Annotated in this window: 18 protein-coding genes, 1 tRNA gene and 1 riboswitch; of the genes, 6 read left to right on the top strand and 13 right to left on the bottom strand. The window is 62.7% G+C overall.

Annotation, left to right across the window (positions count from 1 at the left end; genetic code table 11):
• Positions 1-101: 101 nt before the first annotated feature.
• The 4 genes from GC1_RS13835 to GC1_RS13815 all read right to left on the bottom strand — a co-directional run bounded on the left by GC1_RS13835 (position 102) and on the right by GC1_RS13815 (position 8,167).
• Positions 102-1,226: a hypothetical protein gene (locus GC1_RS13835; protein WP_019294670.1), complete on the bottom strand. Its 1,125-nt coding sequence runs from the start codon at positions 1,224-1,226 to the stop codon at positions 102-104.
• Positions 1,227-1,359: 133 nt separating this feature from the next.
• Positions 1,360-5,424, bottom strand: coding sequence for a Pls/PosA family non-ribosomal peptide synthetase (locus GC1_RS13830; RefSeq protein WP_019294669.1), 4,065 nt, complete (start codon positions 5,422-5,424; stop codon positions 1,360-1,362).
• Positions 5,425-5,739: 315 nt separating this feature from the next.
• Entirely contained in the window at positions 5,740-7,080 is a 1,341-nt protein-coding gene (gene ectB / locus GC1_RS13825) for a diaminobutyrate--2-oxoglutarate transaminase (RefSeq protein WP_019294668.1), read from the bottom strand.
• A gap of 1,011 nt (positions 7,081-8,091) precedes the next feature.
• Positions 8,092-8,167 (bottom strand) — tRNA-Thr (locus GC1_RS13815).
• A 203-nt stretch (positions 8,168-8,370) separates the two neighbouring features.
• On the opposite strand from GC1_RS13815, the gene GC1_RS13810 reads away from it, so the two are divergent.
• Complete coding sequence (locus GC1_RS13810; protein WP_019294666.1) at positions 8,371-9,246, top strand: hypothetical protein; 876 nt, start codon at positions 8,371-8,373, stop codon at positions 9,244-9,246.
• A gap of 43 nt (positions 9,247-9,289) precedes the next feature.
• Here the strand turns inward: GC1_RS13810 and GC1_RS13805 are convergent, their stop codons facing one another.
• Positions 9,290-9,781 carry a hypothetical protein gene (locus GC1_RS13805; protein WP_019294665.1) on the bottom strand — a complete coding sequence of 164 codons (492 nt, stop codon included), beginning with the start codon at positions 9,779-9,781 and terminating at the stop codon, positions 9,290-9,292.
• A 167-nt stretch (positions 9,782-9,948) separates the two neighbouring features.
• Between GC1_RS13805 and GC1_RS13800 the strand changes: the two genes are divergently transcribed.
• Complete coding sequence (locus tag GC1_RS13800; RefSeq protein ID WP_019294664.1) at positions 9,949-10,938, top strand: hypothetical protein; 990 nt, start codon at positions 9,949-9,951, stop codon at positions 10,936-10,938.
• Between the two features lie 6 nt (positions 10,939-10,944).
• On the opposite strand, the gene GC1_RS13795 is transcribed toward GC1_RS13800, so the two are convergent.
• The 8 genes from GC1_RS13795 to thiC form a co-directional block, all read right to left on the bottom strand.
• A complete protein-coding gene (locus tag GC1_RS13795) occupies positions 10,945-12,303 on the bottom strand; it encodes an amidase (protein ID WP_019294663.1) in 1,359 nt (452 codons plus the stop codon).
• Between the two features lie 115 nt (positions 12,304-12,418).
• Positions 12,419-13,123 carry a bifunctional hydroxymethylpyrimidine kinase/phosphomethylpyrimidine kinase gene (gene thiD, locus GC1_RS13790; RefSeq protein WP_019294662.1) on the bottom strand — a complete coding sequence of 235 codons (705 nt, stop codon included), beginning with the start codon at positions 13,121-13,123 and terminating at the stop codon, positions 12,419-12,421.
• Positions 13,120-14,088 carry a HesA/MoeB/ThiF family protein gene (locus GC1_RS13785; protein WP_019294661.1) on the bottom strand — a complete coding sequence of 323 codons (969 nt, stop codon included), beginning with the start codon at positions 14,086-14,088 and terminating at the stop codon, positions 13,120-13,122. The genes thiD and GC1_RS13785 overlap by 4 nt, the downstream gene beginning before the upstream one ends.
• Entirely contained in the window at positions 14,085-14,690 is a 606-nt protein-coding gene (locus tag GC1_RS13780) for a thiamine phosphate synthase (RefSeq protein WP_019294660.1), read from the bottom strand. Before GC1_RS13780 ends, GC1_RS13785 begins: the two co-directional genes overlap by 4 nt.
• Positions 14,690-15,457 (bottom strand): thiazole synthase, encoded by a 768-nt coding sequence (locus GC1_RS13775; protein ID WP_019294659.1) that lies wholly within the window; start codon positions 15,455-15,457, stop codon positions 14,690-14,692. Before GC1_RS13775 ends, GC1_RS13780 begins: the two co-directional genes overlap by 1 nt.
• Position 15,458: 1 nt before the next feature.
• The gene (gene thiS, locus GC1_RS13770) at positions 15,459-15,656 is read right to left on the bottom strand and encodes a sulfur carrier protein ThiS (protein ID WP_019294658.1); all 198 of its coding nucleotides are present in this window, start codon (positions 15,654-15,656) and stop codon (positions 15,459-15,461) included.
• Complete coding sequence (locus GC1_RS13765) at positions 15,625-16,593, bottom strand: FAD-dependent oxidoreductase (RefSeq protein WP_019294657.1); 969 nt, start codon at positions 16,591-16,593, stop codon at positions 15,625-15,627. Before GC1_RS13765 ends, thiS begins: the two co-directional genes overlap by 32 nt.
• A complete protein-coding gene (gene thiC, locus GC1_RS13760; RefSeq protein ID WP_019294656.1) occupies positions 16,590-18,404 on the bottom strand; it encodes a phosphomethylpyrimidine synthase ThiC in 1,815 nt (604 codons plus the stop codon). The genes GC1_RS13765 and thiC overlap by 4 nt, the downstream gene beginning before the upstream one ends.
• Positions 18,405-18,543: 139 nt before the next feature.
• Positions 18,544-18,672, bottom strand: a riboswitch (TPP riboswitch).
• Positions 18,673-18,884: 212 nt separating this feature from the next.
• Here thiC and bioB point away from each other — a divergent pair.
• Genes bioB through bioA form a run of 4 tightly spaced genes read left to right on the top strand, consistent with a single transcriptional unit; the run spans position 18,885 to position 22,934 of the window.
• Complete coding sequence (gene bioB / locus GC1_RS13755) at positions 18,885-19,862, top strand: biotin synthase BioB (protein WP_019294655.1); 978 nt, start codon at positions 18,885-18,887, stop codon at positions 19,860-19,862.
• Positions 19,862-21,001 (top strand): 8-amino-7-oxononanoate synthase, encoded by a 1,140-nt coding sequence (locus GC1_RS13750; RefSeq protein ID WP_019294654.1) that lies wholly within the window; start codon positions 19,862-19,864, stop codon positions 20,999-21,001. Before bioB ends, GC1_RS13750 begins: the two co-directional genes overlap by 1 nt.
• Positions 20,998-21,639: a dethiobiotin synthase gene (gene bioD / locus GC1_RS13745; protein ID WP_019294653.1), complete on the top strand. Its 642-nt coding sequence runs from the start codon at positions 20,998-21,000 to the stop codon at positions 21,637-21,639. The genes GC1_RS13750 and bioD overlap by 4 nt, the downstream gene beginning before the upstream one ends.
• Positions 21,636-22,934: an adenosylmethionine--8-amino-7-oxononanoate transaminase gene (gene bioA / locus GC1_RS13740; RefSeq protein ID WP_019294652.1), complete on the top strand. Its 1,299-nt coding sequence runs from the start codon at positions 21,636-21,638 to the stop codon at positions 22,932-22,934. Before bioD ends, bioA begins: the two co-directional genes overlap by 4 nt.
• The last annotated feature ends 2 nt before the right edge of the window (positions 22,935-22,936 follow it).

The raw sequence follows: 22,936 nt of genomic DNA, 5'->3' as shown, positions 1-22,936 counted from the left end.
CAAACTGCACAACCAGGCATCAGGCAGGGCGCCGCAGGTTTCCGGCTGGCTGACGGGGGACAATTGAAACCGCCAAAATTCGCGCAGTTTTCCAGCCTTACTTAAAAATCAACGCTATAGGAGAACAAAACGCCAGCGGAGTTTTCGTAGCTGCCGCTCGTCTTTTCGCGTTTGTATGCCAGCTCCACATACAGGCTGTCAAAAAAAGTCTTGCCCACAGACGCGGTGGCAAAGCGGTTGCTGCCATTGGCAATTTCGGTTGTGTCGCTGCTGTTGCCGATGTCCTGCACGCCGCCGCCAAGTGTGGCGACCCAGTCGGCGCCGAAATAATATGCGGCGTTCGCCATCAAGGTTTCCTGATCAAAGGACACGCCGTCGTCTTGCGAGTTGTCCAGGCTGACCAGTTCGGCGAACACTTCCAGCTCATTGCCGTTGGCAAGCTCGAACAGCTTGCTGGCGCCAGCGGCAAAGCCGGTTTCCGTTGCCTCTCCCGGAAGCCCGCCCTCTTGCGAGCGGTAAGTGATGTTGTAGCGGGAATCCTCGATGCCAAAGGCATCTTCGCCTTCCAGCCAGATGTTGTAGGAATTCAGGCCGCCAGTGTTGCTCAGCCCGCCGTCGGCACGGGACGCAAGCCGCTCACCGCGCAAAAAGCTCTTGGCGAGGAAGCTGGTATCCAGCTGAAAGGCGCTGGCGCCTAGGGTGTGTTCACCGCCCGAAGCATCCTCAAAGGAATAGTAGACACCTGCTCCAAGCCGCTCAGTCAGTTCATAATCGTCGTGATAGCCCGCACCGTAGAGCTCTCCGGCCACGTCATCAAAACCTATTCCGAACACCGGGTTGAACTTGCCGCCGAAGACACCAACGCTGTCAATCTCTGCATTCAGGTACAACTCTTCAAAATAGAAATCGTAGTCGTTCGGAAATGTTCCCTCACCTTTCACCGATGTGCCAAGCAAGGTGCCAACCAGCAAGACGTTCTCGTTCAAGTAAAATTCGAGATCCAGCGTAGCTGTGTATTCGTCTTCCTGATCGTCCGGATCATCACTGTCGTTGTGGAGATATTCCAATGTCAGTTCAGCCAGAAAGGGCGCGGCTGGATCATAGCTTTCGTCTTCTGGCCCGTCTGCTCCATCCAGAAGAACCAGACGGTTTTCTTCGGCCCAGCCACCCGCAGGCACCGCAAGCGCCAAGGCGCACGCCGCGCATGTCACAACAATGGATTTCATTTCCTTGCGGTCCTCCTGAGGTCCTGCCCGGTCCGTGCTCAAGATACTGCCCAAAGCAGAGCATCCCTGCCGGTCGAACATGACGCACTCAATTGCCGTCTGCAACACGGCGGGCAAGCAATGCCCGGTTGAATCATTCGGCACAAAGCGGCTGCTGGCAAGCGTTTACTCGCACCTCTGCGTCGCGGTGGCCGAAGTTCAGTGCGCTTTCTGCTTCGGTATGCGGCGGCGGGCAGGCCGGGTTGCCGCACCACACATCGCCTGCACCGACTTCTTCACCTTTCATAAGGAAGGCGTTGGCTCCCAAGACCGCCTTGTCACCAACGCTGGCACCGTAATGGACAAAGCCGCCAACGCTTACTGTGGCCCCGCTGCCCACTGAGATGCGGTCCGATTTGAACACGCCTTCCTCCAGGGAGTGGCACTGCAGCGTCGCCCTGTAGTTAAGAGTTGCATTGTCGCCGATGCTGATAAGTGTTCGTTCCACGAACTGGGCGCCATCATCAAACAGCTTGCGGCCGATACGCATGCCCAGCAGGCGGCCAAGGAGACCGCGCATTGGCGTTCCTGCAAATAGGGCAGGGACTGGATGTTCGGACATTTTCCAATGCCGTTCGTGCGACCAGAAATAATCATCAAGCACGATCACCTGACGGGGTTTCAGCCTGCCGAAAGCAAGACTGGCCCGTTCGCAGAAGACAAAATAGCCGATGGTGAAGAAGCTCAGGCAAATGGCCAGGACTGCAAAGGCCGGAAAACCAACCGCAAGATAGCCCTGCCAGGCGATTTGAGCCGAGAACAGCATGATACAGACAAGCACAAGCATAGCTGCCTGATAGATCAGGGCCGTGATCAGGTTGTGATAATTCTTCTCCTTTAGCCGGCCGGCACGGGCTGCATCTTCAAGTTGGCTTGCCATCTCTGTGTCACGCTGCACGGCCCTGGGAATCTCAAACGGGGGTGAACCCAAAAGGCCTGTATTCTCCAATACCGGTCCTTCGACAGGTATCATCGTTTTGGTCCCGATCAGGCAGTTTTCACCCGTACGCCCGCCGGCAGGATAGTGGATGTTGTTGCCCAGATAGTTCTGCGCACCGATCTTCACGGGCAGCACGCGGAAGGACGAGGCCGAATACTCTGTGTTGATCATGGACAGCCCGTCCGAAACCATTGTTCCGCTGCCAATGTCGCAAAGGAACGGATCGGTGTGGCGGTGATTGATCCCGAAATTCGACCCGGTCTGCACCACCTTGTTCAGGTTGTAGCCGACATACCGCAGGTAATAGACAATTGCCGAGCTGTCGCCGAAAATCAGATTGTAGAAGCGCGAATTCGACCAGCGGGCAACAAGGCCGTGCATGAAATAGTGAAAACCATACAGCGTATAGACCCGTCCGGGCTCCACGAATTTATGTGCAATGCGGGGCATGATACCGATGAACAGAAGCCCGGCAGGAAAGGCCACGAGGTAAAGGACAAGCGTGACTTGCACGGCGAGGATTGCCATCTCCCGCAGGTCAGTGACAGCGGCGATTTCATTCACATGACCGCCCAGAATGACCGCGCCCAAGACGCTGGACATCAGCCCTAACATCAGGAAGCCGAAGGTCAGTCCGCCGAGCGTATAGGCCCACCGGCGCAGTTCGCTGCAGCGGCGCGGTTCGATCCTGCAATAGTCATCATTTGTTTCGACAGCAGGGGTGCCGTGATAGCGCTTGCCGGAAAGTGCAACTTGATCCCTTTCCAGGCTCGACGCGTGGCCAAGCTGGGTTCCGTCTTCCATTGACGAGCCGATTTCAAGAATGCTGGCCTCGCCGATGAACACATCATCTCCGATTGTGACTGGCCCGGTCTCGATGAAGCCGGCTTCGGCCTGGTAACCAAGTGCAACCGTTTCGCGGCGCAGGATTGTGTTGCTGCCGATTGACAGCAGATCGGTACAGACCGGCGTGGCGGAGTGGATAACAGTGCCGCGTCCGATCCTGGCACCAAGGGCGCGCAAATAGACATTGTAGACCGGCGTGCCGGCGAGCAGGGCCGGCGGAGCGCTGCGCACCAGTCCCTTGACCAGCCAGAACCGGAAATACGCCATGCTCCAAATCGGAAAACGCCCTGGCTTCCAACGGCCGATCAGCGTCCATTTCGCGGCAATCGGTAGCAGGCTGAACAGCACAAACAGACCAAAACCGGCGAGCATCATGCGCCCGCCCGCCTCTACGGCGGTGGGGCTGCCCGACAGCGCCCATTCAATGGATTTGACAATCAGCCACAAGCCCGCCAGCCCATAGGCCATCATCCAGGCGGCTTGCGCAGCTCCGCAAAGAAGGTACGCGCGGTCGCTTGCGATGTGTGCGGGTTTGGGCGCCTGCGGCGGTTTGCGGACCTGCGGGGCAGGTGCTGCGGCCTTTGCAAAATCGCCCAGCTTACGGATTGTCGGGTTAAGGTAGATATCGCGCATCGAGATGCTCGGCAGCTCGGGGCATTTGCGCAGTGCCGCGCAATAGCGCGCCATCAGCAGGGAATGGGCTCCAAGATCATCAAAAAAATGGTCGTCCGCCGAAATCTGTTCAACATCCAGGATCGGGTAAAGCTGCCCGGCGAGCAATTCCTCCACTTCGCCCTGCAGGGCAACCGCATTCTTGCTGCTGACAATGAATCGCGGCCCGGCCGGGGCCGGCAGCTGCTTCCGGTCCGCCTTGTTGTTGACGGTCATTGGAATGTGTTTCAGCTCCTCCAGATATGAAGGGATCATATAGGCCGGCAGCCGCTCCTTCAGCTTCCGGGCGACGGTTTCCTTGTCCAGCGCTGCAACACCTTGGTTAAGGGCGTAGTAGGCAACCAGCTCCCGCGTGCCGGGTTCGGTTTCCCAGGTGTCGACGACGGCTTGAGAGATTTCAGGAAGTTCAAGCAGCACCGACTCGATTTCCGTCAGCTCGATACGGTACCCCCGCAGTTTGACCTGGGTGTCTATCCGGCCGTGAAATTCGATTTCGCCATCGGCGTTGATACGGCCCAGATCGCCCGTGCGGTAAAGCCGGCGGGAAGGGTTGTTGGGGCCGTTCAGGCAATCGGGAACAAATTTCCTGGCGGTCAGATTCGGACGGTTGAGATAGCCGGCGGCCAAGCCAACGCCTGCGACGGCTATTTCCCCCAGCTCGCCATCTGCCAGCTCGGTGTCCTCGTCCGGGTCGAGGATGGCAATCGAATAACTGGGCAGCGGGCCGCCGATGGTGACCGGCTTGTCCGGGTGCAGTTCAGTTATGGTGCATGTAACGGTCGCTTCCGTTGGTCCATAGGCATTCAGGATCGTGCGGCCATCCCGGTGCCAGCGAGAGATCAGGCCTTGCGGACATGCCTCTCCCGAAACAAGCAGCAGCCGCAGGTCTGGCAATTCTTCTTCCAATGTCGCCAGCAGCGTCGGCACGCAGCACATCGCAGTGACCTGGCGCCGGCGCAGAAAATCTGCCAGTTCTTCTCCGACCAGACTCACTCCCTGCTTGGTGGGAACAAGTGCCGCCCCGGCCAATAGCGGCACCCAAAGCTCTTCGACGGAAAAGTCGAACGCAATCGTCATGCCCTGATACACCCGGTCGTCGGGCCGGTAGCCATAGGTCTCGGCTGCGACCCGCACAAAATTGCAGATACTCGCCTGTTCAATCACGACGCCCTTCGGCTTCCCTGTCGTGCCTGACGTGTAGATGAGATAGGCAACCTCGTCGCCTTTGCCTGTCAGTTCAGCGGGGCTCAGCCGGGCCGTGCTGCAGGCTTCGATTTGCGGCGCAGCGAAGTCCAGAAAATGTGCGGGAAGATCAATTCCGCTAAAGCAGCCGGCATACCGCTCAAGCGAAAGAACCGCGTCGACGCCCGCGTCTTCCAGAATGAAGGCTATGCGCTCGCGGGGGAAACCTTCATCCAGCGGCACATATGCGGCGTGTATCTTCTGCACCGCCAGAAGGGCGGTATAGGATGCCGCGGATTTGTCGAACATCAGGCCAATGCGGTTGCCCGGTCCCAGCCCGTTTGACAGCAGGTAGCGGGCCAGCTGATTGGCACAGTTGTCCAAATCCCGGAAGGTCAGCGTGGCGTCCCTGGAAATGACTGCAAGGTGGTCACTGTCGCCGGAGGCCTCGAATTCATCGCAGCGTCTTTCGAACAGGTGGTGCAGCCGTTCACCGGGCTGCCAGCGGACAGAGTTCACTGCTGAATGACACGTAAGCACTTTTGAGCTCCATTGGCCGGAACGCCGTGCAGCGCGGGCTGTTCAGGCGTCGTTGCGTGGTGGTGCTGTGCTCTGTGCTTTCCGTCGCCCTGGCGGGGTTTGCGTGGATGGATGCGGCTGCAGGCTCGCAAATGCGGTGCCCGCAGTCCGGTTGGGAAGGAAAACTGTGCCCCCCCTTCCCAACCTTTCCGGCTCAAGGGTCGCAGAACGGCAGACTTTGAGCCGGAATTCTCATGCAAACGTCCCTCAACAGCGCTGTCCAGCGGTTAGGAAAGCTGATGCACAGTTGCCGGGTCAGGACTTCGCGATGCGGATTTTCGGGCCGGATCTGCCTCGCGCACCCAGAATATCAGCGGTGGCGCGCTCCAGGATGTCCAGTCCCTCGGCCAGTTCCCCGTCGGTGATCGTCAGAGGCGACATGCATTTGACGACTTCGTCATCCGGTCCGCAGCGCTCGCAGATCAGCCCAAGGGCGAAGCAGCGGTCGCGCACCTGACCGGCCTTGCCTGCGTTCGCAAAGCTGATGCCCCGCATGAACCCGCGCCCCTTGACCCTCTCCAGATGCCCGGGGAACCGGGCGACGATGCCCTGCAGGCGTCCCTCGAGATATTCAGCCTTCCGCATGACATCCCGGGAGAAGTCCTTTGTCCGCCAATAGTGGCGCAGCGTTGCAGCGGCGGTCACGAAGGCATGGTTATTGCCGCGGAAGGTTCCGTTGTGCTCACCGGGCTCCCATTGATCCAGTTCCCGTTTCAGCAGGACTATCGCCAGCGGCAGCCCATAGCCGGAGAGGGATTTCGACAGCGTGACGATATCCGGAACAATGCCCGCCGCCTCAAAGCTGAAGAACGTGCCGGTGCGTCCGCAGCCGGCCTGAATGTCGTCGACAATAAGCAGGATCTCCAGGCGGTTGCACAGCGCCTCAAGCTTGCGCAGCCACTCCCGGCTTGCGGGGTTGAGGCCGCCTTCCCCTTGAACGGTTTCAACAAGCACCGCCGCTGGCAGGTCGATGCCGCTGGAGTTGTCGCAAAGCATCCGGTCCAGAATGGCGATCGTATCCACGCCGTCCCCGAGATAGCCGTCGAATGGCATGCAAACCGCCCCCTGCAGCGGCACGCCGGCCGCCTTGCGCAGGGTCTGATTGCCGGTCATGGAAAGCGAGCCAAGCGAAACACCGTGGAAGCTGTTGGTAAAGTGCACAACAGTGGTCCGGCCGGTCACTTTTCTGGCAAGTTTCAACGCCGCTTCCACCGCGTTTGTGCCGGTCGGCCCGGTGAACTGAGTAACATAATCCAGCCCGCGGGGCCGCAAGATAGTGTCCGCAAGTTCCGCCAGAAAGAACGCCTTGGCCTCTGTGTGCAGGTCAAGGCTGTGAACGATGCCATCCGAATTCACATATTCGGTCAGTGCCGTTTTCAGAACGGGGTTGTTGTGCCCGTAATTCAGTGATCCTGCACCTGATAGAAAATCGAGATAGCGGTCTCCCGCCTCGCTCCAGATTTCACAGCCGACGGCTTTTGCAAAAACTGCAGGCATTGACCTGGCATAGGATTGCACATTGGATTCATATCTCGCAAATAGTCCGGTTTCGGAAAATTGGACATTTTCCGATCCGAATTGCTGCACGTGTTCCATGGTATTCTCCATATCTAACGCAGCACACCCCAGACACAGGTCTGGCCGGGGAAATTAACTGTATTTGAAGTTGTGTGGCAGCCCGGTTCGGGGCCGTGCAGGAGGGGCGCCTATTCTGAGGACCCAATCAGCACGTACACAAGGGGCGCCCTGCAGCCGGCAAGTTCCTGGCGGATAAACCGCGTGGCAGACACGCGGTCCTGAAACACTCCGCCGCAAGCAAACCTGGCATCCAGAACTTGCCACAAGCCGGTTTTCGTCTTTGCAAGCTGGAATTTCAGGTCTGCCTTCGGAGAATTGCCCACATGCCCGGTGGCGGCGTCCTTGCGGATGGCCGCACGCTCTCCACGAGAGGAAAGCAGGCTTTTAGGTGCAGAACGGACGCTTGCGCTGCTTTGTGTTTCGCAGCGCAATTCTGGCCTAACAATCATTTGATACCCCCCCTAGTAAATAAACCCCCTAGTTTTGCTCCATTAGCAAATGAGAAGAATAGCAAATTGCTATTCAACGCTCTCCGTGATCCCGGATGAACGCATCAAGTCCACGGTTTACCATGTTAGGATAATTTAACCACTCACTGTTGCATGGCAGTATCAGCTTATGTCATTTTTACGAAATTTTCAAGAAATTATTTGAAATGCGGACCCGCCACACTAGCGCGGATCGGGTATCATTTTGAATTTCCCAGCATCAATTGGAGTCTAGCTCCAGTTCACTTTTTCGAGTGCCAAGTTACACTTTGGCCATTGAAGCTGGCGACCAGTGCTCAGCAAAAACCGCAGCTCGGCGCGAGGGCCGGGAGCACGTTCCGCATCTGAGGCCTGGCGATCGAAGCCAGCATTTTGTAGAAACGCCTTGGGTAAACTGTGCCGGCAAGCTGCCCGCATCTGCGCAGGCAATTGAAGTCTTTTCCCGCCGCAGCGAAATACAGAGCAGTTTTGCCGCAGGTATTTTCATCCGCCTGTGCAGACCGCAACCTGGTTGCTTCGGAATAACTGACATCCGGGAAAATGGTGCCCCCACACGGACTCGAACCGCGGACCTACTGATTACAAATCAGTTGCTCTACCAGCTGAGCTATAGGGGCGCTGAGCTGTGAAACCGCGCTTAGCATCGTTCGCGGGTCGGTCGCAAGAGGTCTTTTTCAACAAGCGGACAGGCCTGCTCTCATGTGGGGAAAACCTGATGAATATCCGTTGCAGACCGGGCAGGTGCCTGGCCTCTGGTTTGACCTGGCGGCCGCGCCGCAGTAGGTCTGGACACAGGCAACAGGCAAACACGGGTCCGCTCATGCAGGTCATCATTCACTGCGGCGCGCATGCCACTGAGGAGGACCTGTTGCTGAAGGCGCTGTTGAAGAACACAGGCGCGCTGTCACGGCAAGGCGTCGCTGTACCCGGTCCCGGAAAATACCGCAGTTTGCTGAAGGATTGCCTGGCCGCCATGAAAAGCGGCACCGCCGCAGCAGAGGCGCCTGATGTCCTGTGGGATGCCATTCTGGATGACAGCCCGGCCAGCCGGGTAGTGTTTTCTAACCCGCATTTCTTCGGTTCGCCGCGGCATGCGCTGCGGGGCAGCAGTTTTTATCCGGACGCAGAGCAGCGGCTGCAAGGGCTGCAGCAGCTGTTTCCCTATGATCAGCTGGAAATCTTCATGGCGCTGCGCAACCCGGCGGCCTTTCTGCCTGCGCTGTTTGCAAAATCCGCCCGCGGCACCGTGCGCGAAGCTCTCCAGGGATGCGATCCGTTGCAGCTGCGCTGGTCCGGCCTGCTGCAGCGGATGCGGCAGGCGGTGCCGCAGATGCCAATCACGGTCTGGTGTTACGAGGATTTGCCACTGATCTGGGGCCAGGTTTTGCGTGACCTCGCGGGGCTGGAAATGTCAGCGCCGGTCAAGGGCGGGTTCGACCTGCTGGCGTCGCTCATGCAGCCCGCAGGGGTTGAGCGATTGCGCGCCTATCTGGACGCACACCCGGATATGACAGAGATCCACAAGCGCCGGGTCTGCGCAGCCTTTCTCGAAAAATTCGCAAGGGAGGATGCGCTCGAGGAGGAGCTGGATTTCCCCGGCTGGACTGCAGGGCTGGTCGCGGAAATGAGTGAGGCCTATGAGGAGGATCTCTATTCCATCCAGCGTCTGCCCGGCGTGTCTCTCATTTCCCCGTAACAGCCCGTTTGCCGCGCGGATTGCAGGCCGCAGCTGCTCTGTATTACTGCACCGGCTGGCCGTTGCGGCCGAAGGTCAGGCTTTCGGAGGTCAGGTCATCATAGGTCACCTCAACCGCGATCTGCTGGATCGAGCCCAGCGGGTAGCTGCGGTAGGGCAGGCCGTCTTCTTCCTTGATCATGTTGGGAAAGCCTTCGTCCAGATGGCAGTCCGGCAGCGGCCAGATTTCCGGCGCCTGGCCGTTCACCCCCAGCTTGATCTGCGCCAGGCCACAGCGCCAGGACCACAGGTGGGTCACATAGAGCAGATCCTGCCCATCAAACTCGCGCACATGGATCCAGTTGGCCTGCGTCGCCGCCAGGATCGGCTTGACCTCAAGCGCAGTCGTAAAGCTGCCAGTCGCCTCTTGCGGTTCCGCGGTCAGGGCGGTCTGCGCCGCTTCCGCGGCGGGTGCCGCTGCGGCAGCTGCCGGCGCGCCGCTGTCCACCCCGGGCCGGGCCGAGGCAGCAATGATGGCCAGGATTACGTCAAACATCGTCTCTCTCCACTCTCGGGCGCCTTTTGCGTCACAAGGCGCCCTGAAATTCCTAAGGCCGGTTGCGCGGCTTCCTGCCGGCTTATAGCTAGCTTAGCAGGCAATTCTCTTTGCTGCCTTAACGCGCAGTCCTAACCGCCCGGCAGAGACGGAAAACGGGGAAAACAATGGCAAATGCCCCCTTCAATGTGATGATCGTCGGCCAAGCGGGCCGGCTGCAGTATGAGGCGCTGCTGTTTGCTGCCTCGCTGCGCCACTGTTCCCCGGGATTTTCCGGCCGCCTGTTCGTGGCCGTGCCGCAGCCGGGGCCGCTGTGGGACAAAGATCCCGGCATCCGCAATCAGGATGTCCTGCAGGCCCTTGCGGATCTGGGCGCAGAGATCCTGCCGTTCGAAAGCAAGCTGTTCGGCGCGGCCTACCCCTATGGCAACAAGATCGAGGCGCTGCAGGCGCTGCCCGAGGGGGAGCCGTTTGTGTTCTTTGACACCGACACGCTGATCACCGGCGAGCTGGCAGAGGTGCCGTTTGACTTCTCCCGCCCCAGCGCCTCGCTGCGGGTTGAGGGCACCTGGCCGAAGCCGACGCTGTACGGTCCGGGCTACGCGGGCATCTGGCAGGTGCTCTATGACCGCTTCGGCCTTGATTTTCTGTCCAGCCTCGATCTCAGCCAGCCGGATGAATACTGGAAGCGTTACCTCTATTTCAACGCGGGCTTTTTCTATGGCGCCTGCCCGCGGGCCTTTGGCAAACGCTTTCTGGTTTATGCGCAATCTGTTCGGAACGACCCGCCGCAGGAACTGGCGGGCCAAAGCCTGGACCCCTGGCTGGACCAGATCGTGCTGCCGCTGGTGATCCATTCTTTTGGCGGCGGCCGCGATGCGCTGCCCGCAGGCTATCTCGACGGCGAGGTCAGCTGCCACTACCGGCTGTTCCCGCTGCTTTACGCGCGCGAAAGCGACCGCGTGGTGGAAGTGCTGCAGGAGGTTGCCGCACCAAACAGGATCAAAAAGGTGCTGAAAGGCTACGAGCCGATCAAGCGCATGGTCTACCAGGGCCGCGGCGACAAGGTGCGGGCGCTGTTTGACCGCGAAAACCTGCCCCGGCGCGAACAGGCGATCCGCAACCGGATCAAATCCGAAGGCTTCTGGATGCGCTGAGGCGCGTCAGCCCTGAAGCGCCCGCTCAATGCTGCGGGCAAACTGCAGCAGCCGCGCATCCGACCCTTTCGGCCCGGTGATATGCAACCCCGTCGGCATCCCGTCAGCTGAATTGCCAAAGGGGATGGAGGCAGAGGGCAGCTCCATCGGCGGCGTCAGCGTCACCGTGCGCCAGTCCTCAGTGATCTCCCCGTCGCGCAGGTCAGCGGAAAACGGCATCCCCGTCGCAGTGGGCCAGAGGGCAAAGTCGTAACGCTCGAAAAAGGCGCAGACATTTGCCCAGACCTTGGCGCGGGTGGTCTGATAGGCGATCAGCTCCGCTAGGCTGCGCCCCTCGGCCTGGGCGCAAGCGGTGCGGTAGCTTTCGCCCGCCAGCGCCATATCCGGCTGCAATGCAGACCGGAGCTGCAGCGCGCATTGGCCCCGGATGATGTCCTGATGCGCCAGCAGCGGCTCCAGAGGCGGCGTGTCTTCCGCGACCTGCCAGCCCAGCTCGCGGCACAGCGCCTCCACCGGGGCAATCGCCGCCTGCACGGATGGCTCCACGCTGGAGCCAAACGGGGACAGTGACAGCGCCACCCGGCCAGAGCGCGGTGCAGGGGCCTCTTCCAGCTCCGCCAGCCGCGGCAGCGCCTGCCAGTACCCCAGCGGCTGGCAAGCCGCATTGCCCTGCATCACCTCCAGCATCAGCACCAGGTCCCGCACCGTCCGCGCCATCGGCCCCGGCACCGACAGCCCGTCAAAAGGCGCCGGGTTCGGATCATAGGGGATCAGGCCGGAGGAAGGGCGCATCCCCACCACACCGCACCAGGCGGCAGGGGTGCGGGTGCTGCCGCCCAGGTCGGAGCCGTCGGCCAGCGCCGCCATGTTTGCCGCCAGTACCGCTGCCGCGCCGCCGGAGCTTCCCGCAACGGATTTTTGCGGGTTCAGCGGATTGCGGGTGGTGCCGGAGACCAGGTTGGCGGTTTGGCCCGACAGGGTGAACTCCGGTGTATTGGTCTTGCCGGTGATCACCGCACCGGCTGCGCGCAGCCGGGCCACATGCAGCGCGTCGTAATCCGGCACAAAGGTCTCAAAACTCTTGGACCCCCAGGTGGTGCGCAGCCCCTTGGTTTCAAAGCAATCCTTGATGGCAACGGGCAGACCGTGCAGCGGGCCGGCAAAATCCCCGCGTGTCGCCATTGCATCCAGCTCCGCCGCCCGCGCCTCTGCTGCCTCCCAGTCCAGGGTGATGAAAGCGTTGACCGTGGGTTCCTGTACTTCGGTCCGCGCTTGGTGGGCCTCCAGCACTTCGCGGGCACTCAGCTCCCGCGCCCGCAGTTTGGCAGCCATCGTTTCGGCGCTAAGCGCGGTTATATCGGCCATGCGGCAAGTCTCCCGGTTAAGATGGCAGCGGTGCTGCCGCGACCCTAGGGAGACTGAACGCTTCGCTCCGTCCTGAAACCGGCCTGAAAGCGGCCTGCCAGCGACCTTGCCGCGGTCAGCGGCGCAGCCAGCGGTGGACAGAGAGCTTGGCTTGACCGCAAGCGCTGTCCAAATCAGCGCCCCGCGCCAGATGGCAGGCAATTGCGGTGGCGAGGCTGCATCCGGTGCCGCGTTTCGCAACAGGCAGCCGCTGCGCCGTGTACCGCTTGGCTGACCCTTGCGGCGTGAACAACAGGTCGGTGCTCTTGGTGCCGGTGCCGTGCCCGCCCTTGACCAACACCGCCTGCGCGCCTTGGGCCAGCAGCGCCGCAGCCTTCACTTCAACTGAGCCGCCGACGCCTGCCAGCACTTTCAGCTCCGCCAGATTGGGCGTGACCAGCGCCGCACGGCGCAGCAAGGTGCCAAACCCGTCCGCGTCCATCAGCGTGCCGCCGGAACTCGCTTTCAGGACCGGGTCCAGGATAATGGGCAGCCCGGCTGGCAGGGCGGCCGCCACAGCCTCCGCGACTGCGGCAGAACCGAGCATGCCGATCTTCACAGCACCCGGCGCCGGGGATGTTGCCAGCGACGCGCGGATCTGATCCGCCACCGCCTCAAGCGGGCAGGGGTGAACACCCAGAACTGCCTCGTCTGTTTGCGCCGTGACGGCTGTCACCACCGGGCGGACAGTCACGCCCAGCTCTGCGGCCATCGCCGTATCCCGTGTCAGCCCCGCACCGCCGCTGCTGTCGGTGCCGCCAATGGCCAGGATCACCGTCATGCGCTGTCCCCGGCGGCCAGCAAGGCCAGGTTGCGGTATCCCGCTTGCCGCAGATCCTGTGCCGCACCCCAGGCCCGCAACCCGCTGCGGCAGCACAGCACGATCCGGCTCTCCCTTGGTAGCCCCGCTGCTGTTAGCTCCGCACGCGCGATCCGGCGGGCCTGCGGAGCCAGCAACTTGGGCGCCTCAGCGGTGTCCCGCAGTTCAACCACCGTGTCGTCAGGCGAGATATGAGCCGCTGCAATGAAGGGCAGGGCCTCCCCCGGCTCTTCGGCTTCGTCAAAGCGGAAAGTGCTGACCTGCATTTCTCCCATCCGGAAAACAAACAGCTGCCCCAGCGGCGAGGGCTGATGACCCAGCAGCGCCTTCAGCACCAGTTGCGCCTGCAGGGCGCCGATCATGCCCACCACCGGCCCCATCACACCGGCGGTTGCGCAGGTCGCGGCCTGTGCAGGCAAGTCCGGGAAAATGGCACGCAGCGACGGTGCGCCGCCGCAGAAGCCCCCGGCATAGCCCGACTGCCCCAATGCGGAGGCTGAAATCAGCACCTTACCTTGCCTGAGGCACTCGTCAGAGAGGATATAAGACACCGCAAAACTGTCCGCCGCATCCACCACCACAGCGGCGTCAGCCACCATCTGCTCTGCGCTGGCCGCATCAAGGCGCCGGACTTGCGCTGTGATCTGCAGGCCCGGATTGGCCGCCAGCAGGTGCTGCCGGGCCGCTTCCGCCTTGGGCAAACCGATGTCCGCCATGGAATAGAGCACCTGCCGGTGCAGGTTGCTTTCCTCTACCACATCCCCGTCCATGATGGTGATCCGCCCGACACCGGCACCGCCCAGGTATTGCAGCACCGGACAGCCCAGCCCCCCGGCACCAACCACCAGCACATGGGCGCGGGCGAGGCGTGCCTGGCCCTCCGCACCTACTTCCGGCAGGACCATCTGACGCGCATAGCGGCTCATGCGTCCTCCCGGATCCGGCAAGCCTGCACCCATTCGCGGGTGCGGGCCTCAGGATCGTCTGCCAGCTGGATGTCCGTCACCACCGCCGCGCTGTCGGCGCCCGCTGCAAAAACCCCCGGCAGCCGCTCCGGGGTCAGCCCGCCGATGGCAACCAGCGGCACATCGCCTGTCATCTGCTTCCAGCGCGTGACCCGCTCCAGCCCCTGCGGCCCCCATTTCATCTTCTTCAGGAGTGTCGGATAGACCGGCCCCAGCGCCACATACGCGGGCCCAAGGGACAGGGCACGGTCCAGTTCCGCTTCGTCATGGGTCGACAGGCCGAAGCGGACCCCTTTGCGGCGCAGCGCGGCAAAGTCGGCGGTGTCCATGTCTTCCTGTCCCAGGTGCACAAAGCCGCAGTTCAGGTCCAAAGCCGCCTGCCAGTAGTCATTGACCACCAGCTGGCAATCATGCACCGCGCAGAAATCCCGCGCCCGGGCAATCTGACGGCGGACTTCAGCCTCCGGCTGGTCCTTGATCCGCAGCTGCACCAGCTTGACCCCATGCGGCACCAGCAGCTCCAGCCGTCCCACATGGCCTGTGATCAGATAAAACCGTTCCATCAAGCAAACTCCGCCATTCCCAGAACCGGGGTTGAGGGCACCGCCATGTCGCGCCGCTCCATCGGGTCGGCAGCAAAGCCCGCACGGCCCGCCTCAACCGCCAGCGCCATTGCACGGGCCATGCCCGCAGGGTCGCCGGCCTTGGCCACGGCAGTGTTCAGCAGCACCGCATCCATCCCCAGCTCCATCGCCTGGGCAGCATCCGAGGGCCGCCCGATCCCGGCATCAACAATCAGCGGCACCCCCGGGAAATGCCCCCGCATCGCGCGCAAGGCATCCGGGTTGCGCAGCCCCTGGCCGGAGCCGATCGGCGCGCCCCAGGGCATCAGCACCTCGCAGCCCGCCTCCAAGAGTTTCTCACCCACCACCAGATCATCGGTGGTATAGGGGAAGACCTGGAAGCCTTCACTGCTCAGGATGCGCGCGGCCTCCACCAGCCCGAATACATCCGGCTGCAGCGTGTCGGAATGGCCGATCACCTCCAGCTTGATCCATGGCGTATCAAACAGCTCCCGCGCCATACGGGCCGTTGTCACCGCCTCCTGCACCGAATGGCAGCCCGCTGTGTTCGGCAGGATGCGGCAGCCGGTCTTCTGCAGCTCCTGCCAAAAGGCGGTGCCGGATCCGTCGGCGGTCTCCCGGCGCAAGCTGACGGTGATAATCTCCGTGCCGCTTGATTTTGCCGCCTCTGCCAGCACCGCGGGCGAGGGGTATTGCGCGGTGCCCAACAGCAGCCGCGAGGTGATCTCTGTTCCGTAGAATTCCATCTCAGCCTCCCTGCATCGGGGCCAGGACTTCCAACTGGTCGCCCTCCGCCAGTTGCACCTCTGCCCGCTGGCCGCGGGCAACAAATGTGCCGTTCAGAGCGGTCGCAACAGAGGAACAGGCAAAGCCGAGTTCCCGCAGGGCAGATTGCAGGTCACTTGCCGAAACCTCATGCGGTTTGGCGTTCACGATGATCTTCATCTGAAGTCTCCGGTAGCAGGTGGTCCGCGGCCTGCTGCGCCATCGCGGGTGCCAGCAAAAAGCCATGGCGGTACAACCCGTTAAGGTAAAGCGTGCCGTCTTGTTCAGTGAGCCGCGGCAGGTTTTCGGGGAAGGCCGGGCGCAGGCCCGCGCCGGTTTCCACGACGCCGGCCTCGGCAAAGCCCGGGTGCAGGGCAAAGGCCGCGCTCAAAAGCTCGCTCAGCGAGCGCAGCGTGACGGCACGGTCGGAACTGCTCTCGATCATGGTGCCGCCGATCATGAAATGCCCATCGCCGCGGGGCACCAGGTACAGCGGCATTCGCGGGTGCAGCAGGCGCAGGGTGCGGCGGATTTCCAGCTCCGTGCAATGCAGGATGGCCATCTCGCCGCGCACCGGGCGCAAGGCGGGCAGCGGTGCCGCCATCCCGGTGCAATCCAGCGTGACGCGGGCCGGGGCGGGTGAGCCATAGCGGATCTCGACCCCCAGTTCCTGCACCTTGGCGCTCAAGTCCCGCAGCGCCCGCCGCGGGTCCAGATGCGCCTCGCCTTCAAAGAACAGACCTTGCGCAAACCGCCCCGCCAGCGCTGGCTCCAGCGCGCTGATCTCCGCTCCGTCCACACTGCGGTGGCTACTTGTGCGGCGGGCGAAACGGGTCAGCTCTGCCCGGTCGCGGGCAGGCGCCACCACCAGCGTGCCGCGCCTGTGCACGGTCGTGACCTTGGCCCACCAGCCGAAGGCGCGGCTGCCGAGGGTGATCACCTCTGCTTCGGCGCTTTCGCGTTCGCACCAGGGCGCCAGCATGCCGCCCGCAAAGCGTGCGACACTGCCAGCCCCGGGCGCCTTGCCCCGCTCATAAACGGTGACCGCGGCCCCGCGCTGCGCCAGTTCATAGGCGCAGGCGAGGCCGGCCAGGCCCGCGCCTGCGATGGTGATCATTCCGCCGGTTCCGCTGCTTCAGCGGCAGGCACATAGAGCTCGCCGCCCTCGCGGAACTTGGCGGCCATCGCCTCCATGCCCTCTTTCTGCGCCTCGGAGCGGATGTCGTGGCTGATCCGCATCGAACAGAATTTCGGCCCGCACATGGAGCAGAAATGGGCAACCTTGTGGGCCTGTTTCGGCAGGGTCTGGTCGTGGAATTCGCGCGCGGTGTCCGGGTCCAGCGACAGGTTGAACTGGTCCTCCCAGCGGAACTCGAACCGCGCGCGGCTCAGCGCATCGTCGCGGCGCTGGGCACCGGGCAAACCCTTGGCGAGGTCGGCAGCATGGGCTGCGATCTTGTAGGTGATGACCCCGGTCTTCACGTCGTCACGGTCGGGCAGGCCCAGGTGTTCCTTCGGTGTCACGTAGCACAGCATCGCGCAACCGAACCAGCCGATCATCGCCGCCCCGATGCCGCTGGTGATGTGGTCATAGCCCGGCGCAATGTCGGTGGTCAGCGGCCCCAGCGTATAGAACGGCGCCTCGTGGCAGCACTCCAGCTGCTTGTCCATGTTCTCCTTGATCTTGTGCATGGCGACATGGCCCGGCCCCTCAATCATCACCTGGCAGTCCTTGGCCCAGGCGATCTGGGTCAGCTCACCCAGGGTTTCCAGCTCGGCAAACTGCGCCTCGTCATTGGCGTCCGCAATGGAGCCCGGCCGCAGCCCGTCACCCAAAGAGAAGCTCACATCATACTGGCGGCAGATGTCGCAGATTTCCTCGAAATGCTCATAGAGGAAGCTCTCCTTGTGGTGATGCAGGCACCACTTCGCCATGATCGAGCCGCCGCGCGAGACAATCCCCGTCACCCGGTTCACCGTCATCGGCACCATATGCAGCCGCACGCCCGCATGGATGGTGAAGTAATCGACGCCCTGTTCCGCCTGTTCGATCAGCGTGTCGCGGAACACTTCCCAGGTCAGGTCCTCGGCGATGCCATTCACCTTCTCCAGCGCCTGGTAGATCGGAACCGTGCCGATCGGCACAGGGGAGTTGCGCACGATCCATTCGCGGGTGTTGTGGATGTTGCGGCCCGTGGACAGGTCCATCACCGTGTCGGCGCCCCAGCGGATCGCCCAGACCAGCTTGTCGACCTCTTCCTCCATTGAGGAGGTCACGGCAGAGGTGCCCATGTTGGCGTTGATCTTCACCTTGAAATTGCGGCCGATGATCATCGGCTCGATTTCCGGGTGGTTGATGTTTGCGGGGATGATGGCGCGACCGGCGGCGATTTCGGACCGCACGAATTCCGGCGTCACGTAGTCCGGGATGTTGGCGCCAAAGTCATTGCCGTCGCGGTTGCCGTGGCAGGGCGACAGCTCGCGCAGCTGGTTTTCGCGGATCGCCACGAACTCCATCTCCGGCGTGATGATGCCCGCACGCGCATAGGCCAGCTGGGTCGGCGCCTTGCCGTCCTTGCCGCGCAGCGGGGCGGGCTTCACCGGGAACTCCGGCGTCAGACGGTCGCCTTCGACAAAGCCGTTGTCCTCGGGCTTCACATCGCGGCCCTGGTAGCTCTCGACGTCGCCGCGCGCCTCAACCCATTGGCGGCGCAGGGCGGGCAGGCCCTGGCGGATGTCGGTCAGGACCTCCGGATCGGTATAGGGGCCGGAGCTGTCATAGACCGGCAACGGCGCCTCGCCCGCGGTGGGGTGGGTGGAGATCTCACGCATCGGCACGCGGATGTCCTCATGGACCTCGCCGCTGACGTAGATCTTGCGGGATGCGGGCAATGCGCCCGTGGTGATTTTCGGGTTGGGGACGTTCATCTGGTGTTCCTCCGGGCCTTCGGTTCAAAAACACCAATTGAGCCGGGACGGAGGAAAACGGGCAGGGGGGGGTGTACAGCCGGTGTACGGCCGGTGCACGCATGCTGCCTGTCCGAAACACCGCTTGCCGCCGGGGCGCCGTGCGATGCTTCTTGCTTCCTACGCCAGTATCAACTGGGTCAGGTTCAAAGGGTCGCGCCGCCGGTCCGGGATCCTCCGCACCATGACGCCTCTCAGTCCCTTGGGCGGGACTCCCCTGCGTGCCTATAGGGCTAGGGGAGGTGCGGGGTTTGCGTCAACCGGAATCTTTGTAGATTATTTTTTGGCATTAATATCAGTTCAGTATTGGCCTTATTGGCACCGGGTTGGGGCAAATCGCTGCAGCGCAGCTTTGATGCTTGATCGAAGGCTGCAAAATTATCTATAAAACCGGAAACGCCATCCGCGCATGGCCAACAGGTATAGAGAACAGGAGACAGCATGCTGGACGCTGCACCCATCCGCACCGACTGGACCCGCGAGGAAGCGGAAGCGATTTATAACAAACCTTTCATGGACTTGCTGTTTCAGGCGCACACCGTGCACCGGCAGTATTTCGATCCCAACCAGGTGCAGAAATCCAAGCTGCTCAGCATCAAGACCGGCGGCTGCGCCGAGGATTGCGCCTATTGCTCTCAGTCGGCGCGCAACGGCGCGCAGCTTTCTGCCTCCAAGCTGATCGAGGTGCAGCGGGTGATCGCCGAGGCCAAGAAAGCCAAGGAAGGCGGCGCGACGCGCTATTGCATGGGGGCCGCCTGGCGCTCGCCCAAGGACCGAGACATGGCCGCACTTGAGGCGATGGTGCAGGGCGTCAAGGACCTGGGCATGGAAACCTGCATGACCCTGGGCATGCTGGACGAGGAACAGGTGTTCCGCCTGCGCGATGCCGGTCTGGATTACTATAACCACAACATCGACACCTCGGAGCGTTACTATTCCGAGATCATCACCACCCGCACCTTTGCCGACCGGATCGACACCCTGAACCGGGTGCGTGAGGCGGGCATCAAGGTCTGCTCCGGCGGCATCGTTGGCATGGGGGAAAAGCAGCTGGACCGCATCGACATGATGCTGGCGCTGGCCACGCTGGAGGTGCACCCGGATTCGGTGCCGGTCAACATGCTGATCCCGATCGCCGACACGCCGCTGGCCAATGTCGAGAAGCTGGACCCGATCGAATTCGTCCGCTCGGTGGCGCTGGCCCGCATCCTGATGCCGAAGTCCCACGTGCGCCTGTCCGCGGGCCGCACCGATATGTCGGACGAGATGCAGGCGATGTGCTTCTTTGCCGGTGCCAACTCGATCTTTGTGGGCGACACGCTGCTGACCGCGGACAACCCCGAAGAGGACAAGGACCAGCAGCTGTTCGACCGTCTGGGCATCACCGCGATGGCGGCAGGCTGCGACGGCAGCCGCTGATGGCGGGCGCCTTTCCGCGGCATGAGAAATCGCTGGAAGCGCTGCGCACGCGCGGACGCTACCGGCAGCTGATGCCGCGGGACGGGCATGACTTTGCCTCCAACGACTACCTCGGGCTGGCGGGCAGCGATGTGCTGCGCGCCGCCGCCGCAGACGCGCTGGCGCGCGGGGTGCCGGTGGGGGCAGGCGGCTCGCGCCTGCTGCGCGGCAACGATGCAGAACATCAGCTGCTGGAGGCTGAGGCGGCTGCGTTTTTCGGCACTGAGGCCGCGTTGTTCATGGGCGGCGGTTTCAACGCCAATCAGGCGATCTTCTCCACCCTGCCGCAGCAGGGCGATCTGGTGCTCTATGATGCGCTGATCCATGCCAGCACCCATGACGGGATGCGGCTGGGCCGGGCAGAGACCCGCAGCTTTGCCCACAGCGATGCGGAGGACGCGGCACGGGTGCTGAAGGACTGGCGCTCGACAGGCGGCGAGGGCCAGGTCTGGTTCGCGGTTGAGGCGGTCTATTCGATGGATGGGGATCTGGCGCCGCTGGATGCGCTGATGGCGGTGGCAGACGCCGAGGGCGCCGTGCTGGTGGTGGACGAAGCGCATTCCTCCGGCGTGTTCGGCGATCTGGGCCGCGGGCTGGCACACGGCATCGCCCACCGCCCCAATGTCCTGTCCCTGCACACCTGCGGCAAGGCGCTGGGCGCCTCGGGCGCGCTGATCTGCGGCCAGAAGGTTTTGATCGAGGCACTGATCAACAAGGCGCGCGGGTTCATCTTTGCCACCGCGCCGTCGCCGCTGAACGCGGCCCTGGTGCGCGCAGCTTTGCAGGAACTTCAGCAGAACCCGGGCCGCCGCGAACAGGCGTGGCAGGGAATTACCCATGCCCAAGATGAGGCCAAGCGCCTGTGCGGGCTGGATGGTTTCCAAAGCCAAATCCTGCCGGTGGTGATCGGTGACGACAAGAGCACCATGGCGCTGGCCGCGGCCATGCAGGCGCGCGGCTACGACATCCGCGGCATCCGCCCGCCGACAGTGCCGCGCGGCACCTCGCGGCTGCGGCTGTCGATCACACTGAATACGGGGGCAGAGGTCATCACCCGGATGTTCGAAGACCTCGCCCGGGAAATGGAGAGTGCAGCATGAGCGCGCTGATCGTCACCGGAACCGATACCGGTATCGGCAAGACCATCTTCTCGGCCGGCTTGGTGCAGGCGCTGGGCGCCACCTATTGGAAGCCGGTGCAATCGGGGCTGGAAGAGGAGACCGACAGCCAAATCGTCTCCCGCCTGTCGGGCCGCCCGGCGCTGGCCGAGGGCTACCTTCTGCAACTGCCCGCTTCGCCGCACCTGTCAGCAGAGGCCGAAGGCGCGGAGATCGACCCGGATTCGCTGTCTTTGCCTGAGGTTGATGGCGTGCTGGTGGCCGAAGGCGCAGGCGGGCTGATGGTGCCGCTGAACCGCAAGGTGCTGTATATCGATCTGTTCGCCCGCTGGGGCGCCCCCGTGATCCTCTGCGCGCGGACCCAGCTGGGCACGATCAACCACACGCTGCTGTCGCTGAAAGCCCTGCGCGATGCGGGCTGCCCGGTTGCGGGCGTGGCCTTCATCGGCGACGCGGAGCCGGCGGTTGAGGAAACCATCTGCCAGTTCGGCCAGGTGGCGCACCTGGGGCGGCTGCCGGTGCTGGGCGAGCTGACCTCTGACGCGCTGGCCGTGGCCTTTCAGGCCAGCATCCGGGTGGATCTGATCAAGGAGGCCTTGGCCCAAGGAGAGATGGCATGAGTGCCGCAGACCTCACCCAGCTGGAGTTTGATCAACAGCACCTCTGGCATCCCTACACCAATGTCGCCAAACCCGGCCCGACCTTCGTCGTGAAGGAAAGCAAAGGCATGTACATCACCCTGGACGACGGCACCCGTCTGATAGATGCCATGTCGTCCTGGTGGTGCATGATGCACGGGCACAATAACCCGGCGATCACCAAAGCCATTCACGACCAGCTTGACACCCTGCCGCATGTGATGTTCGGCGGGCTGACCCATGACCCGGCCATCGACCTGGGCCGCAAGCTCTTGGAGATCACACCCGAAAGCCTGACGCGCATCTTCTATTGCGACAGCGGGTCCGTCTCGGTCGAAGTGGCGATGAAGATGGCGGTGCAATACCAGCACGCCATCGGCCAGGCGGGGCGCAAGGAATTTGCCACCATCCGCTCCGGCTATCACGGCGACACTTGGAAGGCGATGAGCGTCTGCGACCCGGATACCGGCATGCACCACCTGTTCCAGGGCGCGCTGAGCGTGCAGCACTTCGTCTCCCGCCCGCCAGTCCGCATTCATGAGGATTGGATCGACGACCCGGCGCAGAACGGCCTGGGCGAGCTGCGGGCAGTGCTGGAGGCCAACGCCAAGAGGATCGCCGCCTTCATACTGGAGCCCGTGGTGCAGGGCACCGGCGGGATGTATTTCTATCACCCCGAATATCTCAATCAGGCGCGCGCGCTCTGTGATGAGCTGGGTATCCTCCTGATCTTCGACGAGATCGCCACCGGCTTTGGCCGCACAGGCGAACTGTTCGCCACCAATTCCTGTTCGGTTGAGCCGGATATCATCTGCCTCGGCAAGGGGCTGACCGGCGGCCATATCTCTTTTGCCTGCACCATGACCAATGATCGGGTGGCAGAGGGCATCGGCGGCGGCAATCCCGGCCTGTTCATGCACGGGCCGACCTATATGGGCAACCCGCTGGCCTGTGCCGCTGCCAAGGCGTCGCTGGACCTGCTGACGGGGCAGGACTGGCGCGGCACGGTGGCGGCAATCGGCAAACAGATGCAGGCAGAACTGGCCCCGGCGCGCGATCTGCCCAACGTGGCGGACGTGCGGGTACTGGGCGCCATTGGAGTCATTGAGATGAAGCACCGCGTCTCAGCCGACGAGGCGCATGCCCGGGCGCATGAAATGGGCGTGTTTCTGCGCCCCTTCGGCACCAACATCTACACAATGCCGCCCTTCATCACCTCGCCGGATCAGCTGAGCGAAATCACCGCAGGTATGCTGCGGCTGGCGCGGGAGCTGTAAGC

The sequence above is a fragment of the Leisingera sp. ANG1 genome (assembly GCF_000203975.2).
GTDB lineage: Bacteria > Pseudomonadota > Alphaproteobacteria > Rhodobacterales > Rhodobacteraceae > Leisingera.
This window is presented reverse-complemented; position numbering and strand designations above follow the sequence as displayed.

What these genes read in the sequence shown, in the direction of transcription:
- GC1_RS13750 (WP_019294654.1), top strand. Translation starts at nt 19,862, where the DNA reads ATGGCGGGCGCCTTTCCGCGGCATGAGAAATCGCTGGAAGCGCTGCGC.
- GC1_RS13765 (WP_019294657.1), bottom strand. Translation starts at nt 16,593, where the DNA reads ATGATCACCATCGCAGGCGCGGGCCTGGCCGGCCTCGCCTGCGCCTAT.
- thiS (WP_019294658.1), bottom strand. Translation starts at nt 15,656, where the DNA reads ATGAAGATCATCGTGAACGCCAAACCGCATGAGGTTTCGGCAAGTGAC.
- GC1_RS13795 (WP_019294663.1), bottom strand. Translation starts at nt 12,303, where the DNA reads ATGGCCGATATAACCGCGCTTAGCGCCGAAACGATGGCTGCCAAACTG.
- GC1_RS13780 (WP_019294660.1), bottom strand. Translation starts at nt 14,690, where the DNA reads ATGGAACGGTTTTATCTGATCACAGGCCATGTGGGACGGCTGGAGCTG.
- GC1_RS13800 (WP_019294664.1), top strand. Translation starts at nt 9,949, where the DNA reads ATGGCAAATGCCCCCTTCAATGTGATGATCGTCGGCCAAGCGGGCCGG.
- bioB (WP_019294655.1), top strand. Translation starts at nt 18,885, where the DNA reads ATGCTGGACGCTGCACCCATCCGCACCGACTGGACCCGCGAGGAAGCG.
- GC1_RS13835 (WP_019294670.1), bottom strand. Translation starts at nt 1,226, where the DNA reads ATGAAATCCATTGTTGTGACATGCGCGGCGTGCGCCTTGGCGCTTGCG.
- GC1_RS13810 (WP_019294666.1), top strand. Translation starts at nt 8,371, where the DNA reads ATGCAGGTCATCATTCACTGCGGCGCGCATGCCACTGAGGAGGACCTG.
- bioA (WP_019294652.1), top strand. Translation starts at nt 21,636, where the DNA reads ATGAGTGCCGCAGACCTCACCCAGCTGGAGTTTGATCAACAGCACCTC.
- GC1_RS13775 (WP_019294659.1), bottom strand. Translation starts at nt 15,457, where the DNA reads ATGGAATTCTACGGAACAGAGATCACCTCGCGGCTGCTGTTGGGCACC.
- GC1_RS13805 (WP_019294665.1), bottom strand. Translation starts at nt 9,781, where the DNA reads ATGTTTGACGTAATCCTGGCCATCATTGCTGCCTCGGCCCGGCCCGGG.
- GC1_RS13785 (WP_019294661.1), bottom strand. Translation starts at nt 14,088, where the DNA reads ATGAGCCGCTATGCGCGTCAGATGGTCCTGCCGGAAGTAGGTGCGGAG.
- ectB (WP_019294668.1), bottom strand. Translation starts at nt 7,080, where the DNA reads ATGGAACACGTGCAGCAATTCGGATCGGAAAATGTCCAATTTTCCGAA.
- thiC (WP_019294656.1), bottom strand. Translation starts at nt 18,404, where the DNA reads ATGAACGTCCCCAACCCGAAAATCACCACGGGCGCATTGCCCGCATCC.
- bioD (WP_019294653.1), top strand. Translation starts at nt 20,998, where the DNA reads ATGAGCGCGCTGATCGTCACCGGAACCGATACCGGTATCGGCAAGACC.
- thiD (WP_019294662.1), bottom strand. Translation starts at nt 13,123, where the DNA reads ATGACGGTGATCCTGGCCATTGGCGGCACCGACAGCAGCGGCGGTGCG.